Raw genomic sequence first — 16,065 nt, forward strand, 5'->3', positions numbered from 1 at the left:
GGGATCAACGTAGCTTCAGCAACTCGTGGAGGCTGGCGTGCAGCACGTCGACGCGCCCTGCGAAGCCTGCGTCAGGCCCAGGTCGGAGCCCTCCGCGGCGAGAGCGGGTGCCTCACCGAAAGTGTCCGAGTCGGCCAGGACGGTGTAGACCTCCCAGCGTTCACCGTCGGGAGCGCCGACCCACACCTTGTCCTGCGTGGCGAAACAGCACGTGGTGTTGATCTGCTCCTCGGTGAACAGTCCTTCGCCGGCCAGGCGGGCGATCTCGCCGTGCACGGTCTCACTGGAGTCGACTTCGACGCCGAGGTGGTTGATGGTGCCACCCTCGCCGCGGTTCTCCAGCAGGACCAGCTTCAGTGCGGGTTCATCGATCGCGAAGTTCGCATAGCCAGGCTTGACCTTCGAGGGGGCGGCGTTGAACAGCTTGCTGTAGAACGCGATCGACGCTTCCAGGTCGTCGACGTTGAGAGCGAGTTGAACGCGGGACATGAGAACCTCCAAGGCTTTGATGAATGTCGAAGTATTCGACTGTTCCGTTGTAACCCATAACATTTGATGTATGTCAAAGTATTCGGTAGATTGGAGCCATGCCCAAGCCATTGCCTGTGATCGATGTCAGCGCTCCGATCTGCTGCGCACCTCTGGCGGCGGGGCCGATGTCGACAGAGAATGCGGTCGAGCTCGCGCTGCGGCTCAAAGCTCTCGCCGACCCGACTCGAATCCGAATGATGTCTCTGCTGATGGCAGATCCGACCCGCGAGATGACCGCCACTGACCTCGCCTCCGCGGTCAACGTCTCCGGCGGTACCGCGACACATCACCTCAACCAGCTCCGCGGCGCAGGCTTGGTCACCTCGCAACGTCGCGGAGTGAACAATTTCTACCGGGCTGAACCTGGCAATATCGAAGCGCTTCGCGGGGTGCTCAACACCTGCTGCTGAACGATCAGTTCTCGTTTGGGCGAGGTGTTATCGGATCCGTCAACCCGTGTAGCGTGCCCACGTTTCGGCTGAGCGTTCGGCATGGTTGAACGCGACCTGGTGGCTGTAGCCCAGGGCGTCAGCGACGACCGGTGGTGGGCGTTCGACGACCAGATGGGCGTGAGGAACGAACCGGTGACAACTGATCGTTAGCGCTGGGAGGCGCTGGCGGGGAGGATGTCATCATGCCTGGTCCTTATCCCAGAGAGTTCCGCGAGGATGTTGTCGCGGTCGCTCGCAGCCGTGAGAGCGGCGTCACCATCAAACAGATCGCCACGGATTTCGGTATCAGTGAAGCGACTCTGCAGAACTGGCTCCGCCAGGCCGACGTCGAAGAGGGCAACCGTCCCGGTCAGACCGCGGCGGACGCGGCGGAAGCTCGTGAGTTGAAGAAGCGGATCCGCCTGCTCGAACAGGAAAACGAGGTGCTCAGGAGGGCTGCGGCGTATCTGTCGCAGGCGAACCTGAAACTCGGGGGCTCCCCAAAATGACATACCCGCTCGTATCTGAGCTCGCCGACGCGGGGATCCCCGTGACGGTGTCGTGCCGGGTCCTCAAGCTCGCAAGACAGCCCTATTACCGGTGGCGCAACGCTCCGATCCGGGACGCCGACGTCCTCCGCGCGCACCGGATCAATGCCCTGCATGACGCGCACCACGATGACCCGACGTTCGGATATCGATACCTGGCCGACGAGGCTCGCCGGGCCGGGTGGCGGATGAGTAGACGCACCGCGTGGAAGCTGTGCTCGCAGGCGGGGATCCTGTCCTCCGCGCAGCGCCGCCGGCGCGGGAAGGGGAAGAAGGCGGGTCCGCCGGTGTTCGACGATCACGTGCAGCGCGTGTTTCGTGCCGATGCCCCGAACAGGCTCTGGCTGACAGATATCACGGAGCATTGGACGAGTGAGGGCAAGCTTTACTGCTGCGCGATCAAGGACGTGTTCTCGAATCGCATCGTCGGCTACTCGATCTCGGATCGCATGACCGCGAAGCTCGCCGTCGACGCCGTCCGCAACGCCGTGACCCGCCGGACCGAGGTCGCCGGGTGCATCCTGCATGCCGACAGAGGCAGCCAGTTCCGAAGCCGTGCCATGGCCCGGGAACTGCGCCGCCACGACATGGTCGGATCGATGGGCAGAGTCGGCGCTGCTGGCGATAACGCCGCGATGGAGAGCTTCTGGTCGCTCTTGCAGACGAACGTCCTCAACCAGCAACGATGGTCCACGCGCCAGGAGCTGCGACTGGCCATCGTCGTCTGGATCGAGCGGAAGTATCACCGTCAACGAGCCCAAGACGCCCTCGGCGGGTTGACGCCCATCGAGTTCGAAGCAAAACTAACCGAGCCGCTCACACTCGCGGCCTAAACCGAAACTGTCACCGGTTCGTTCCTCACGCCCGATCGTCCAGAGCGCTGTTTGCGGGCGCCGAGATTGCTCAGCCCGATCTGGCGTAGGCGGTGCATGATTGTGTCGGGATGCAGGTGGTCGCCCGCGTGAGTTCCGGGGAATAGCCAGGGGTTGTCGTTGCTGCTGGTGCGGAGACACGTTCGTTCTGCTGTGCTGCAATACGCAGAACTGTAGAGGATACCCTGCGTATTACTGCGATGCGTACTGCTGAGTTCGTATGGCTACCTTGCTCCGTCGCTCAGCGTGTCAAGCGCCCGTTGAAGAACGTTTCGGGCGGTTGCGAGTTCCGATGGCGGCGCGACCGCAAGGTTCCCGTGAAGGTCTTCGATCAGTGGCGCGAATGCTTCCCATCCCTTCGTTCGGCCCTTGACAGTCACCACGAGTCCGATCTTTCGTCGGTCGCCGGGGACGCGCACACGCTCAACTAGTCCTTTGGTAACCAGCCGGTCTACGACGGCGGTCACCGCTGGCTGGTTGATCGGCAATTGTCCGGCGAGGTTGCCGGTCGTCAGAATGGCGCCCTCCCGCGTCGCGTCCAGGATCGCTGCGAGCGTTCGGAGGTCAGTGGGGTGTAGGTCGAGCTGCGTCGCGGCCAGTGAAACGTGATCTGCGTACGCGAAGGCGATGCGCCGTAGCAGGTGGATGATCTGGCTGGCCGGGTCATCTGGCTCAGTCTCGCTCCACTGGTCGCTGTCGAGATAGTTCATTGACTGATAATATCAATGAATGAACCAAATGGAGAGTGGTGCTTCCGATGCCTTCCAGGCGGCAGTCGATCGATTGATGGAACAGTGGCCGAGTTCCACGAGATCCACCATCATCAACACCGCACGAACTCGCACCAGTAGTGCCCCATAGAGTGGTGTAACTCGGTGACCAGGGCCGTGGCCGGCAGCGTGTGGCTGTCAGCATGGAAGCGGTCACCGTGTGATCCTTCGAGTGAACCTCTCACAGCACTCTCGAATGGAGTCATCACGATGACCGCACCCCACATTGTCGATCCTGCCGGCCTGTTAAGCCAAGCCCTCGCCGATGCATCACCTGATTTGATGCGCGAGTTACTGCAGACGATGATCAACGCCCTCCTATCGGCCGACGCCGACGCCGTCTGCGGTGCCGAATGGAACGCCCGCTCGGCCGAGCGCACCAACTACCGCAACGGCTACCGACACCGACCCCTCGATACCCGCGTAGGAACCGTCGAGGTGGCCGTGCCGAAACTACGCTCGGGATCCTACTTTCCCGAATGGCTGCTCGAGCGCCGCAAACGCGCCGAGTCCGCGCTGATAACCGTGGTCGCGGACTGTTATCTGGCCGGAGTCTCGACCCGCCGGATGGACAAGTTGGTCAAGACCTTGGGTATCGATTCGTTGTCGAAGTCGCAGGTCTCCCGGATGGCCGAAGACCTCGACGAACACGTTGCTGCATTCCGCCACCGCCGGCTCGACGAGGCCGGCCCGTTCACATTCGTCACCGCCGATGCGTTGACGATCAAGGTCCGCGAGAACAAGCAGGTCGTCAAAGCCGTCGTACTGTTGGCCACCGGCGTCAACGGTGACGGCCACCGCGAAGTCCTGGGTATGCAGGTGGCCACCAGCGAGAGCAAAGCCTCGTGGAACACGTTCCTCGCCGACCTGGTGGCCCGCGGCCTGGGCGGAGTCCGGCTGGTGACCTCCGACGCGCACGCCGGCCTCATCGACGCGATCGCGGCCAACCTGCCGGGAGCGGCGTGGCAGCGCTGCCGCACCCACTACGCCGCGAACCTGATGGCCGTGTGCCCCAAGTCCATGTGGCCGGCCGTGAAAGCGATGCTGCACAGCGTGTATGACCAACCCACCGCAGGTGCAGTCAACGCCCAGTTCGACCGGCTTCTGGAGTACACCGAAGACCGGCTCCCCGATGTGGCCGAGCACCTCGGCGATGCTCGCGAAGACCTACTCGCGTTCACCGCGTTCCCCGACGACGTGTGGCGACAGATCTGGTCCAACAACCCCACCGAGCGACTCAACCGCGAGATCCGGCGGCGCACCGACGTCGTGGGTATCTTCCCCAACAGGGACGCCATCATCCGGCTCATCGGCGCCGTCTTAGCTGAGCAGACCGACGAATGGGCCGAAGGCCGCCGCTACCTCGGCCTGGAAGTCCTCAACCGATGCCGACTAACCATGACCACCGACACCGACTCGCAGACGGAGGTGAGTACCGACCCGTTGATAGAACTACCCGCCTGACCACCAACGAAGGACCACAAACCAGTTACACCACTATCGGGGACTTGACCGACCGCGACGGCCGCGGCATACGACGCGGCCGGATCGATCGCCACGTACTCGATCGCATCCCGAAACGGGGCCGGCTGCGCGGCCAGCCAGTCGATCACCACCGCACTGGTACGGCCGGTGACCTGCCCCAACAGTCCCTGATCGCCCGCCAGATCGACGAACCCGGTATCCCACGGATCGATCCGCACCCACCGACCATCACCGCCGCGGACCCACCTCGGTTTCCCACGGCGAGTCTCGTCGATCCCCAGCACCGACGTCGGGGCCGGATCGGTCAACGCCGTGGCGGCGATGTCGACGAACGCGCCGTGCGCGGTATGCCACGACACGCCGTGCCCGGCAGCGACCTCGGCGACCGACCGAGCGGCATCGCCGATCGCCCGCCCGATCGTCTCCCGCAACCGGGTCGTGGTCCGCCGACGACGCGGGACCTGCCCGATCGCTTCGGTGAACGACCCACGCGCGCACTCTGAGTTCACGCACCGCCACCGAATCTTGTTCCACCGCACCATGATCGGAGCATCCCCGTAGCCGATGTCGCGGGGCGTGCAGACGACCCGCTCCTTCACCGACGTCGACCGGACACCGCACCCCGGGCAGCACGAGGCCGCCGGATCACAGGTACCGACATCGACGACCCGCGTTCGCCCGTCCGGCCCGCCGACACTGACCCCGACGACCTCGACGCCTTCCAACCCCAACAACAACGACGTACCATGATCCACGGCCCCTGTTCCTCCGGTGCTCTGACTGTCTTGACAACATCCAGAATCACCGAGGCCAGGGGCCGCTCACGTCAACGACACGCCAACCGCCTGACCCGGCATTGCCCGGTTAACTGCGAAGAGCCCGCATTCCTTCCTTGGTCGTCGTGAAGCAGCATGTGCAGTCGTCGGCTGCTAGCTAACCAGCGGTATGCCTGATCGGCGCGATCTTCGTGGCCGCCTTCCTCTTGGAACAACTAGAAAGTCTCCGGACTCACCGGGGCGGTTCAGACGTCCAACTCGCTGCTTGATCGGATGTGGTCGACGCCGAGTACTCCGCGAGCCGCGATCCGTGCGGCGTGCGCGACGGGAGGCAGCGCGGTGTCCCGTACGGCGAGCAGGGTCGTGATCTGCAACTGTCCGTCCGGTTGCGGCGCGACGGTCGCCAGATTCACAAATGCCAGCCCGGAGACGTCGCGCGGCGCGAGGGCTGCGGTGTCGCCACCGGTGGCGAGCGAACCCTCCGGAGTCAGTGACAGGTGGAGCACAGTCCCCGGTGCGAACCGGTCGAGGCCTGCCTCGGGCACCGCGCCGATCGTCGTCGGCTCGCTGATCGCGGGCAGGATCACCATCTGAAGTCCGCTCGGACTGTTCGCACCGGGGCGCCGCTGTCGGATCTGGTGGTGATGCGCGCGGGATGCCAGCGTCGGACGTCGTCAGGCTCACGGCGAGCGGGCCCCGGGGCAGACGCGCCGTCTCGCTGCTGTCGAGAACGTAGGTTGCCACGGTCTACTGCTCCCGGCGGCAATGTCGGCACCAACGCCAGCGGCATGCGGGCAGTCAAATACGGGGTCACGCGGCACAACGTCCTCGGACTGCAGGCCGCGTTGCCCGCCGGGAAACTGATCCGCACCCGGCGGCAAGATCACCAAACTCTCCAGCGGCTACGACCTCACCCAGCTCATCATCGGCTCCGAGGGCGCCTTCGCGTTGGCCACCGAGGTGACTGTGCGGCTGTATCCGCGGCTCGCGCACTCGGCCACTCTGCTAGTTCCGTTCGCCGACCTGAAGGCCGTGACCGATGCCGTACCCGCGGTGCTGCGCACCGGTGTGGATCCGGACCTGCTCGAATACATCGACCACTGAAAGGGACGCACGACGATGACCACTGGTGCCCAGGCGCTGATGACCACCCTGCTCGGTGCGCGGGCGTACAGGTGTGCTTCGCCAACCCCGGAACCTCCGAGATGCACTTCGTCGCCGCCCTCGACGAAGTCCCCGAGATGCTCGGGGTGCTGTGCCTGTTCGAGGGCGTGGTGACTGGTGCCGCCGAAGGCTACGCCCGGATGGCCGGGAAGCCCGCCGCCACCCTGCTGCACCTCGGTCCCGGCATGGGTAACGGGCTGGCCAACCTGCACAACGCCCGCCGCGGCCACACCCCGCTGGTCAATGTGATCGGCGACCACGAGACCTACCACAAGCAGTACGACGCCCCACTTGAATCCGACATCGAGCCGCTGGCCGACTGGATCCACGGCTTCACCCGGCGGATCTCCGGCGGCGCCACCATCGCCGCCGCTACCGGTGCCACCCCGCTCGTCGAGACTTTCCCGTCGCGGCACACTCGCGGTGAGGGAGTGCCGGTCATGGACAAGCTCGGCTATCTCGCCGAGGCCGCGCAGGCCCAGCTCGAAGGGGCCAAGCATCTCATTGTCGCCGGCACAGGTGCACCGGTCTCGTTCTTCGCCTACCCGGGCAAGCCAAGCAGCGTGGTCCCCGAGGGCGTCCAGGTGCACACTCTCGCCGACCTCGTCGCCCCGGACACCGAGCCCCGCCCCGGCGCCCGCGGCCGGCCCGGAGCTGCCGTCGGGTCCGCTGGACGTGGCGAACTGGGTGCAGGTGATCGGTGCGCTGCTCCCGGAGAACGCCGTCATCTCCGACGAGACCAACACCTCGGGGCTGCTGCTGCCCGCGGCGACGGCCGGCTCACCCCGGCACGATATCCTGACATTGACCGGTGGCGCCATCGGCCAGGGTCTGCCGGTGGCGGTCGGTGCGGCCGTCGCCGAACCGGACCGGCCGCTATCGTCGCCCTGCAGGCCGACGGCAGCGCCGCCTACACCATCTCGGCGCTGTGGACGATGGCGCGGGAGAACCTGAACGTGACCGTGGTGCTGCTCAACAACCACGCTACGCGATCCTGCGGCTGGAACTCTCCCGCACCGGGGCGGGAGAGGGCGGACCCAAGGCCAAGGGACTGCTGGATCTGGCCAACCCTGTTATGGACTTCGCCAAGATCGCCGAGGGATTCGGGGTGCCGGCAACCGTCGCCACCACCTGCGGGGAACTGGCGGAACAGTTCGCGGCCGCCGTCGTGGACGAGGGGCCGCATCTGATCGACGCGCGGATCCCGCCGCTGCTGTGAGGTCACGACCGTAGTCCGGATCGCTGGAGCCGCAACGGGTGGTGGGGTCAGGCCATGAGGGCCCAGAAGTGCCAGTCCAGGACCGGTCGACGCTCCGCCGAGCCGCTGTGGGCGTGGACGATCGACCGCAGTCGAACAGCGCCGCCGGAATCGCGAGGCTCAGCGGCGAGCACCGTCAGCTCACTGGTGAGCGTATCTCCCTCGTGTACGGGGCCGGTGTGGTCACAGGCATCCCAGGACAGCAGGGTCACCAGATTCGGCAACGCCCGGGATGCTTGGGCCATCGCGATGCCGATGGTGTGACCGCCGTAGACCAGACGTGAGCCGGTGGCCCTATCGTCGTGATGGGTCGCTGCCACATTCAAGGTCAGCCGAGCCAGTTCCGGTGCGCTGGAGACCACGTCGCCACTGCTCAAGAAGCTTCGGCCGGCGAGGTCGGGAGAGAAGTGTTCGCCGCCGACGGCCGCCCGGAAGGCGGTCAGATCCCATTCCGGCGAGGGCGGGGGGAGGAGGTCGTCGTTGCCGACGGCGGACAGATCGTCCGTGTGATGGCAACTCTCCGGATCGGCGTGCGGTGACAGCGGAAGCATGGCACAGCGGTGAAAGTCGAGCACCGGCCGCCCGGTTTGATCGGTCGTCTGCATATGCAGTGCGACCAGGCCGGTCGGTGCCCGGCCCTCGCGCAGAGAATTGCGGCGCAGCCCGGCGACCGTGGTGCGGGTGGTCAGGGTGTCGCCGATATGCGGGTGATGGAGCAACCGGAGTCCCCGATAGAACAGGTTTGCTTTGACGTAGTGGGTGACCAGCGTCGACTGCCCAATGGCTAGATCGGTCACCAACGCCGCATGGGCCAGCCCGGGCCGTCCGGTCACCTGCTCGGACAGCATCCGATCGAGCGGCAGCCGCAGCCGATCGCCGAGGATTGCCTGATGAGTGGTCGCCATGCCCTCGGTGAGGGTGACAGACGGGGCGGTGTCGAAGACCTGACCACGGTGCAGGTCGTTGAAGTAGGGCCCACCGACTCGAACGGCGTCAGACATCTTTTCCTGCTTTCCTCAGGGTTCGGCGTGCGGCCACGGCCAGGGCTTCGTCGAGCATGCGGCCATCCAGCGAGGCCGCGCCGGCACCGGTGTCGGCCGCTTGCTCCAGCGCTTCGAGGACCCGTTCCGCGTCGCGGATGGCGTCATCGTCCGGGGTGAAGATCGCGAGAGCGGAGGCGATCTGCTGCGGATGGATCACCCAGGTGCCGTCGAAACCGAGATCGCGGACGCGGATCTTCGTGGTGCGGTAATCGTCGTCGTCGGCGATCGTCAGGTGCGGGCCGTCGGTGACAGTGAGTCCTGCAGCGCGGGCGGCGATCAGCACCCGGTCCTGGATGGGTTCCCACGCCGAGCGAGAGATCGTGGCCGAGCGGCCGAGATCCGCTGCCAGGTCGGCGTACCCGATGATCAGCGACTCCAGTCGCGGCGCTGCAGCTGCGATGGTGTCGACGTCTCGCACGCCGATCGCAGTTTCGATCAATGCGCTGATGGTGGCGGCGGAGTCGCCCAGCGCCCGGTCGACGGCGACGATCTGTGCAGGAGTCTCAGCCTTCGGCAAGACGATGCTCTGCAGGGTGTCGAGCGCAGCGCAGGTCGCGAGATCGTCGTCGGCCCAGGCCGTTCCGAGCGCGTTGATCCGCACCGATACCGGTCGGTCGCCGCCGAACTCGCGAATCAGTGCCGCGGCCGCCTCGCGTGCCGAGTCCTTATCGGCCGGCAGCACCGCGTCTTCGAGGTCGAGGACCACCACGTCCGCATCTGATGCCAGAGCTTTGCGTGCTTTACGGTCATCCGAAGCTGGCGCGACCAGCGCCACCCGGCAAGGGCTACTCATGTGCTACCTCTCCAAACAAACATCCGGCCAAAACTCTCAACGTGCAGTCTTACCACCGACGGGTGATCAGTGAAAGATCACTTGACCTCGGAGCTCGCTAAGGCATAGTTTGGCCGTACAAATACGACCCGTCAATCGAAACACAGTGTGGGAACCATGAGCGAACTCAATTCGGAAGAGGAATACCTCGTCCAAACCGTCCGAGCCTTCATCGACCGCGAGGTGAAGCCGACGGTTCAGGAGGTCGAACACGCCAACGAGTATCCCGAGAAGTGGATCGAGCAGATGAAGGCCATCGGGATCTACGGTCTGGCCGTTCCGGAGGAGTACGGCGGGTCACCGGTCTCGATGACCTGCTATGCGCAGGTGACTCAGGAACTGGCGCGCGGTTGGATGAGCCTGGCCGGTGCGATGGGTGGCCACACCGTCGTCGCCAAGCTGCTGGTGCTGTTCGGCACCGAGGAGCAGAAACAGCAGTACCTGCCGAAGATGGCGACCGGGGAACTGCGGGCGACGATGGCGCTCACCGAGCCGAGCGGCGGATCGGACCTGCAGAGCATCTCGACGGTGGCGAAGGCCGACGGCGACGACCTGGTGATCTCCGGGTCCAAGACGTGGATCTCCAATGCCCGCCGGTCCGGCCTGATCGCGCTGCTGTGCAAGACCGACCCGGCCGCGGAGCCGCGGCACAAGGGGATCTCGGTGGTGCTCTGCGAGCACGGACCCGGGTTGACCGTCTCCCGTGACCTGCCGAAGCTCGGCTACAAGGGAGTCGAAACATGTGAGCTCTCGTTCGACGGGTACCGGGTGCCTGCGTCGGCGGTCCTCGGCGGCGAACCGGGTAAGGGATTCGGACAGATGATGAAGGGCCTGGAGACCGGTCGGATCCAGGTGGCCTCGCGGGCCCTCGGGGTGGCGACAGCTGCTCTGGAGGATTCGATGGCCTATGCGGCGCAGCGAGAGTCCTTCGGCAAGCCGATCTGGAAGCACCAGTCGATCGGCAACTACCTGGCGGAGATGGCCACCAAGCTGACCGCGGCTCGCCAGCTCACCTGGTACGCGTCGCGGCGCTACGAGAGCGGCGACCGGTGCGACATGGAGGCCGGGATGGCCAAGCTGTACGCCTCCGAGGTGGCGATGGAGATCGCGCTGAACGCCGTGCGGATCCACGGCGGCTACGGGTACTCCACCGAGTACGACGCCGAACGCTACTTCCGGGATGCGCCGCTGATGATCGTCGGTGAGGGAACCAACGAGATCCAGCGCAATGTGATCGCCTCGCAGTTGATGGCGCGCGGCGATATCTGAGCCGCGTCCATCGCCTATCGTGATGATGCGGAACTGGCACAGACCTGGACTGGTGGTGAGGCTCGTCGATCAGGGCGGGTGGCGGACCGTGGCAGGTGGGGCAGGATGAGCTCGCCGGGGTCGGCGGAGCCGGCGTACCGAGCGCTCGCCAATGAACTGCGCTCCCGGATCGGGACGGGGCGCTATCGAGTCGGTGAGCGACTGCCCACAGAGGCCGACCTGACCGAGGAATTCGCGCTGAGTCGGCAGACGGTGCGGCGGGCCTTCGTGGATCTGGTTGCCGAGGGCATTGTGTACCGGGTTCCAGGGAAGGGAACCTTCGTCGCCCGGGAACACGGGCGCTATCTGCGCCAGCTCGGTTCCATCGAAGACTTGATGGCTCTCTCGGACGACACCGACATGGAGATCGTCCGGCCACTGGAGACGATGGTGGATCTGGCCGCTGCCGGGCGCCTTCGGGTCGATACCGACAGGGTGTGCCGCCTGGAATTGAGACGTTTGCACGGGGTGACCCCGTTCGTCCTGACCCGGGTCTTCTGGCCGGAGGAGATCGGCAGACTTCTGCGGGGTGCGCAGGAACTCGTCGAGGGCGCGGTCAGTCCGCACACCATGATCGGACTGCTCGAGCCGCATCTGGTCAGCCCGATCGAGACCTGTTCACAGTCGATCACGGCGGTAGCGGCTGATGACGAGATCGCCGATGCGCTGGGCTGCCGAGTCGGGCACCCGGTGCTGAGGGTCGATCGGCTGTACCTCGATAGGCGGGACAGAGCCGTCGAGCTGGCGGTGAGTCACTTTCTGCCCGAGCAGTACACCTATCGGGTCACCTTGCGCCGGCAGTCGGGTCAGCATCCAACCCAGCTCTGATCAGCAGATCGTGGTTCGACCGGCCAACTCGTCGATGGGCACTCTGGTCTGGAGCACGGGGCGAATAGGTCGATCAGATCGGCGGACGGCGGTAGCGCTCGTCGGGGAGGGCGGGGCCGACGTCCGCAGTGTCACTACCGTTCGATCAGACGCGAACCAGATGGCCCCTGCCGATATCGGCAGGGGCCATCCTCGTGGAATCGGCCGCTTCGGGCCTGCGCCCTTCGGGTCACGGACTTCTCCATCGACCCGAGGGGCTGTCTGCTTAGCGCGCCAGCGGATCTCGCGGAAGGCCCAGCAGGCGCTCGGCGATCGTGTTGCGCATGATCTCCGACGTGCCGCCGGCGATCGTCAGACACCGTGCGAAGAGATAGGCGTATGTCAACTCCGGAGTACCGCCGGCGACTGCTGCGGTTCCTGCCAGGTCGAGACCCAACTCGGTAATACGTTGGGAGTGTTCGGCTTTCACCAACTTCGTGACGTTGGCTTCTGGCCCGGGTCCCGCGCCGATGACTGCTCGGGCGGCCTGACGAAGATTGAGCAGACGCAGGGTGTGGTCTTCGGCGATCATCTCACCGACTCGGAGGTCTCCGTCGGTGGCGCTGCTCTCATCGAGAACCTTCACCAACTCTGCAGGCCCGAACTCGATGGAACCACTGCCACCACCGATGGATACCCGCTCATTCCCCAGTGTGGCCCTTGCGACCTTCCAGCCCTCGCCGACTTCTCCGACCACGTCGGAGTCGGGGACGAAGACATCGTCGAAGAACACCTCGTTGAACAGCGCATCGCCGGTGATCTCGCGCAGCGGACGGATCTGGACTCCCTCGGAGGAGAGATCGATGGCCATCATGGTCACGCCCGCGTGCTTCGACGCGTCGGGGTCGGTGCGAACAGTCGCCAGACCCCACTGGCACTCGAGCGCGACACTAGTCCAAACCTTCTGTCCGGTGACCCGCCAGCCGCCGTCGACCTTCTTGCCGACAGTACGGACGGCGGCGGCATCGGAACCCGCTCCGGGTTCGCTGAAGAGCTGGCACCACTGGTCGCGGCCCCGGAGTACCGGCTCGATCCAGCGCGCTCGTTGATCATCTGAACCCACCTGCGCGATCGTCAGGTTGACCCAGCCCGTGATCCCCAGATCCGGAAGATCGATGCCTTCGAATTCCTCCTCGATGACCAACTGCTCGATCGCGCCGGCTTCGCGGCCCCACGGCTTGCGCCAGTGGGGGACGAGGTAGCCGCTGTCGACGAGGTGATCACGGCGCTGCGCCTCCGGCAGGGATCGAACGGCTTCGGCCTCGGCCCGCGCGGCCGCTCGAAACTCGTCGGCCTCTTCCGGCAGCTCGAAGGATGCGCCGTGAGCCTCGCCCGCGCGGTATGCCGCGACGATGTCGGAGAGTGGATTGACACCGTCGGCGAGAATCGCCGCAACGGTGGTGGCCCTGCGCAGGTACAGGTGCGCGTCATGCTCCCAGGTGAACCCGATACCACCGTGGAGCTGGATGTTCATCCGGGCGTTCTTCAGCTGGGTCGGGCCCGCATACGAAGCAGCAACGGCCGATGCGAACCAAGTGCCGTCGATGTCGTTCGCGCGTGCGGCATCCCAGGTAGCCGCAATCGTCGCCTCGGTAGCGACGAGCATGTTCGCGCAGTGGTGCTTGACTGCCTGAAACGATCCGATCGTTCGGCCGAACTGTTCACGGACCTTGGCGTAGTCGGTGGCCATCTCAAGACAGGCGAGCGCGCCGCCGATGGCCTCGGCTGACGCCAGAACACGCAGGAGACTGCGACCGGAGCGGGCTGCGCCGCTCAGGATACGGTTCGCAGGGACCGTGACACCGGCGCATGAAACGGTGCCGAGACCACGGGTCGTGTCGAGGGCGTTGGCTGCCGTGACGTCCACGCCGGCTGCGGTCTTGTCGAGTACGACGAGGTCGTCCCCGAGTGTGAGGACCAGCAGATCCGCCTCCGGGGCCGACAACACCGCACGCACCTGACCGCTGATCGAACCAGCGTCGTCGCGGGCGAGTCCGGCGGCCAGGCCGACCGCGCCGACGGTCGACCCGTCGGCGAGACCCGGCAGGAGTTCAGCGCACAGCTCACTGCTGCCCGCGTGCGCGATGACTGCCGACGCGATCACGGTGGGCAGGAACGGTCCGGGGGCCAACTCGTGCCCCAAAGCCTCGAGCACAACGGTCAGTTCGGCAATACCGAAGCCCGAGCCTCCGTATTCTTCGGGCAGGTGCAATCCCAGCCAACCGAGGTCTGCCGTGTCCGACCAGAACTTTCCGAGGTCGACGGGACCGTCGAGGGAGTCTCGGGCGGCCTGGCGAACAGCCTGCCTCGCTAGATGGCCGGCCGCGGCTTCGGCCAGGTCGATGTGTTCGGAAGATATGGCAAGCGCCATCTCGGCTGCCTTTCGATTGGGAACTCATTGCGCCGTACGGCATACGCACCTGACCCTAGATGTCAGATCATCGATACTCAAGACCCACTACCAGTTGAACGGATGGCGCTATCCCCCGTAGTCCTCGCGCTGCGCTGTGGTTTTTGAACTGCACGTATGTCGCACCTGCCCGCATTGGAATTCATCAACCCCCAGCATGGACATAGCGTCAGATGATCTACTATGGTCTGAGCCAGGAGTGACCTACGTCATTCGCACGAGAGATTTGGAAGTTTCTATGAGCATCTCGCTGATCTTGGACATGGCGACGTCGGGCAATCCCGACCAATCGGCCATCACGGTCGACGGAACCTCACTGACTTACGCCGAGTTCGGCGAACTGGTCGCCGGCGCGGCCACCGTCATCGCGCGGTCCGAGGCCAAGAACGTCGTCTTCCTAGGCAACTCCGGGCTGGAACTGCCGGTCCTGCTGTTCGCCTCCGCCCATGCCGGCGTTCCATTCGTACCGGTCAACTACCGTTTGGCCACCGCGCAACTGGAGCAGTTGATCGCCCGCACCGATTCCCCGTTGGTGATCGCGGATACGCGGTACGCATCGGAGCTGTCGTCGATCCCCAATGTAATGACCACCGATGACTTCGCCGCCGCCGCGCGGGCTGCCTCGGCGGACCCCATTCCTGCTGCGGACGTCGACCCGGACGATCCCGCGATCATCCTGTTCACCAGCGGGACGACATCGGCACCGAAGGGTGTGATCCTCCGGCACAGTCACCTGCTCAGCTATGTCATGGGCACGGTCGAGTACGGGTCCGCGGCCGCGACGGACGGCGCGCTGATCAGCGTTCCGCCCTACCACGTCGCTGGTATGGGCACGATCCTGACGAACATCTATGCGGGTCGGCGCTTGATCTACCTTCCCCAGTTCGATGCAGGCGGGTGGCTGGACCTGGTGCGGAGTGAGGGCGCCACCTCGGCCATGGTTGTTCCGACGATGCTGGAGCGGATCGTCGATGATCTTGCCGGTGAACCAGCTGACGTTCCCACGCTCGCGTCGCTATCGTACGGCGGTGCCCGGATGCCACGGCCCACTCTTGAAGCCGCGGTGCGGGCGTTCCCCGGAGTCGGTTTCGTCAATGCGTACGGGCTCACCGAAACCAGTTCGACCATCGCATTGCTGGGTCCCGACGATCACCGTGCCGCGGTGGAGAGCGATGACCCGGATGTGCAGGCACGTCTAGGATCTATCGGCCGGCCGGTACCCGGCATCGAGATCCAACTCCGTGACGCCGACGGCGTTCCGGTGGCCGATGGCGAACAAGGTGAGTTGTGGGTACGCGGACCGCAGGTCTCGGGTGAGTACATGGGGGCTGGATCGGTTCTCGATGACGAAGGCTGGTTCCCCACGAAGGATCTCGCGTACACGGACTCCGAAGGCTTCCTGTTCATCGTCGGCCGCAACGATGACACGATCATCCGCGGCGGGGAGAACATCGCGCCCGCCGAGATCGAGGACGTGTTGGTACACCATCCGGCAGTACGTTCGGTGGTGGTCGTCGGGGTGCCGGACGATCATTGGGGCGAAGCCATCGTGGCAGCCGTGGTCGTCGAATCGGGGACGTCCCCCGACGCCGAGGAACTGCGCGCGTACGTCCGGGAACGTCTGCGTGGGTCCCGAACGCCGGACCAGGTCATCTTTCTCGATGCCCTTCCGGTCACTGCGACGGGCAAGATCTTGCGCAAGAACATCATCGCGGACATCGCGGAACCCTCCGCAGCGACTGGCGCATAAGTCGCTGATCCGCAAACCAG

At 65.3% G+C, this 16,065-nt stretch carries 13 protein-coding genes and 2 pseudogenes; 8 read left to right on the forward strand and 7 right to left on the reverse strand.

Translation table 11 applies throughout. The features are described 5' to 3' along the window. Nucleotides 1–15 precede the first annotated feature (15 nt). Entirely contained in the window at nt 16–489 is a 474-nt protein-coding gene (locus tag GH2_RS16405; RefSeq protein WP_066170393.1) for an ArsI/CadI family heavy metal resistance metalloenzyme, read from the reverse strand. A gap of 98 nt (nt 490–587) precedes the next feature. On the opposite strand from GH2_RS16405, the gene GH2_RS16410 reads away from it, so the two are divergent. Next, nucleotides 588–941: an Rv2640c family ArsR-like transcriptional regulator gene (locus tag GH2_RS16410; protein ID WP_066170397.1), complete on the forward strand. Its 354-nt coding sequence runs from the start codon at nt 588–590 to the stop codon at nt 939–941. A gap of 224 nt (nt 942–1,165) precedes the next feature. Then, nucleotides 1,166–2,343 (forward strand): IS3 family transposase gene (locus tag GH2_RS16420; protein ID WP_372434595.1). Its coding sequence is split into 2 segments (ribosomal slippage): nt 1,166–1,432 and nt 1,435–2,343, totalling 1,176 coding nucleotides; the frame shifts between segments, so codons are not numbered across the junction. Between the two features lie 263 nt (nt 2,344–2,606). On the opposite strand, the gene GH2_RS16425 is transcribed toward GH2_RS16420, so the two are convergent. Further along, nucleotides 2,607–3,092 (reverse strand): MarR family winged helix-turn-helix transcriptional regulator, encoded by a 486-nt coding sequence (locus tag GH2_RS16425; protein ID WP_066170405.1) that lies wholly within the window; start codon nt 3,090–3,092, stop codon nt 2,607–2,609. A gap of 270 nt (nt 3,093–3,362) precedes the next feature. Between GH2_RS16425 and GH2_RS16430 the strand changes: the two genes are divergently transcribed. Then, nucleotides 3,363–4,616 carry an IS256 family transposase gene (locus GH2_RS16430; RefSeq protein ID WP_066170407.1) on the forward strand — a complete coding sequence of 418 codons (1,254 nt, stop codon included), beginning with the start codon at nt 3,363–3,365 and terminating at the stop codon, nt 4,614–4,616. On the opposite strand, the gene GH2_RS21385 is transcribed toward GH2_RS16430, so the two are convergent. Together GH2_RS21385 and GH2_RS16440 are read right to left on the reverse strand one after the other, a co-directional pair. Next, nucleotides 4,511–5,392: a helix-turn-helix domain-containing protein gene (locus GH2_RS21385; protein WP_157086125.1), complete on the reverse strand. Its 882-nt coding sequence runs from the start codon at nt 5,390–5,392 to the stop codon at nt 4,511–4,513. The two genes, GH2_RS16430 and GH2_RS21385, sit on opposite strands and share 106 nt — an antisense overlap. Before the next feature lie 266 nt (nt 5,393–5,658). Further along, nucleotides 5,659–6,003, reverse strand: a complete 345-nt coding sequence (locus GH2_RS16440; protein ID WP_066170414.1) for a hypothetical protein — start codon at nt 6,001–6,003, stop codon at nt 5,659–5,661. Between the two features lie 156 nt (nt 6,004–6,159). Here GH2_RS16440 and GH2_RS21390 point away from each other — a divergent pair. Both GH2_RS21390 and GH2_RS16445 read left to right on the forward strand, forming a co-directional pair. Further along, nucleotides 6,160–6,514: pseudogene (locus GH2_RS21390) on the forward strand (FAD-binding oxidoreductase); the annotation flags it as partial. A gap of 18 nt (nt 6,515–6,532) precedes the next feature. Further along, a pseudogene (locus tag GH2_RS16445) lies at nt 6,533–7,796 on the forward strand (acetolactate synthase large subunit). A 47-nt stretch (nt 7,797–7,843) separates the two neighbouring features. On the opposite strand, the gene GH2_RS16450 reads toward GH2_RS16445, so the two are convergent. After that, a complete protein-coding gene (locus GH2_RS16450; protein ID WP_066170417.1) occupies nt 7,844–8,836 on the reverse strand; it encodes a hotdog family protein in 993 nt (330 codons plus the stop codon). Beyond that, complete coding sequence (locus tag GH2_RS16455; protein WP_066170421.1) at nt 8,829–9,671, reverse strand: HpcH/HpaI aldolase/citrate lyase family protein; 843 nt, start codon at nt 9,669–9,671, stop codon at nt 8,829–8,831. The genes GH2_RS16450 and GH2_RS16455 overlap by 8 nt, the downstream gene beginning before the upstream one ends. A gap of 156 nt (nt 9,672–9,827) precedes the next feature. On the opposite strand from GH2_RS16455, the gene GH2_RS16460 reads away from it, so the two are divergent. Beyond that, nucleotides 9,828–10,979: an acyl-CoA dehydrogenase family protein gene (locus tag GH2_RS16460; protein WP_066170424.1), complete on the forward strand. Its 1,152-nt coding sequence runs from the start codon at nt 9,828–9,830 to the stop codon at nt 10,977–10,979. A 105-nt stretch (nt 10,980–11,084) separates the two neighbouring features. Beyond that, nucleotides 11,085–11,846 carry a GntR family transcriptional regulator gene (locus tag GH2_RS16465; protein WP_066170592.1) on the forward strand — a complete coding sequence of 254 codons (762 nt, stop codon included), beginning with the start codon at nt 11,085–11,087 and terminating at the stop codon, nt 11,844–11,846. Nucleotides 11,847–12,111: 265 nt separating this feature from the next. Here GH2_RS16465 and GH2_RS16470 read toward each other — a convergent pair whose 3' ends face one another. Next, entirely contained in the window at nt 12,112–14,256 is a 2,145-nt protein-coding gene (locus GH2_RS16470; RefSeq protein WP_066170427.1) for an acyl-CoA dehydrogenase family protein, read from the reverse strand. Between the two features lie 277 nt (nt 14,257–14,533). On the opposite strand from GH2_RS16470, the gene GH2_RS16475 reads away from it, so the two are divergent. Beyond that, nucleotides 14,534–16,045, forward strand: a complete 1,512-nt coding sequence (locus GH2_RS16475; RefSeq protein WP_066170430.1) for a class I adenylate-forming enzyme family protein — start codon at nt 14,534–14,536, stop codon at nt 16,043–16,045. Nucleotides 16,046–16,065 lie beyond the last annotated feature (20 nt).

The sequence above is a fragment of the Gordonia hydrophobica NBRC 16057 genome, assembly GCF_001592365.1.
Lineage (GTDB): Bacteria > Actinomycetota > Actinomycetes > Mycobacteriales > Mycobacteriaceae > Gordonia > Gordonia hydrophobica.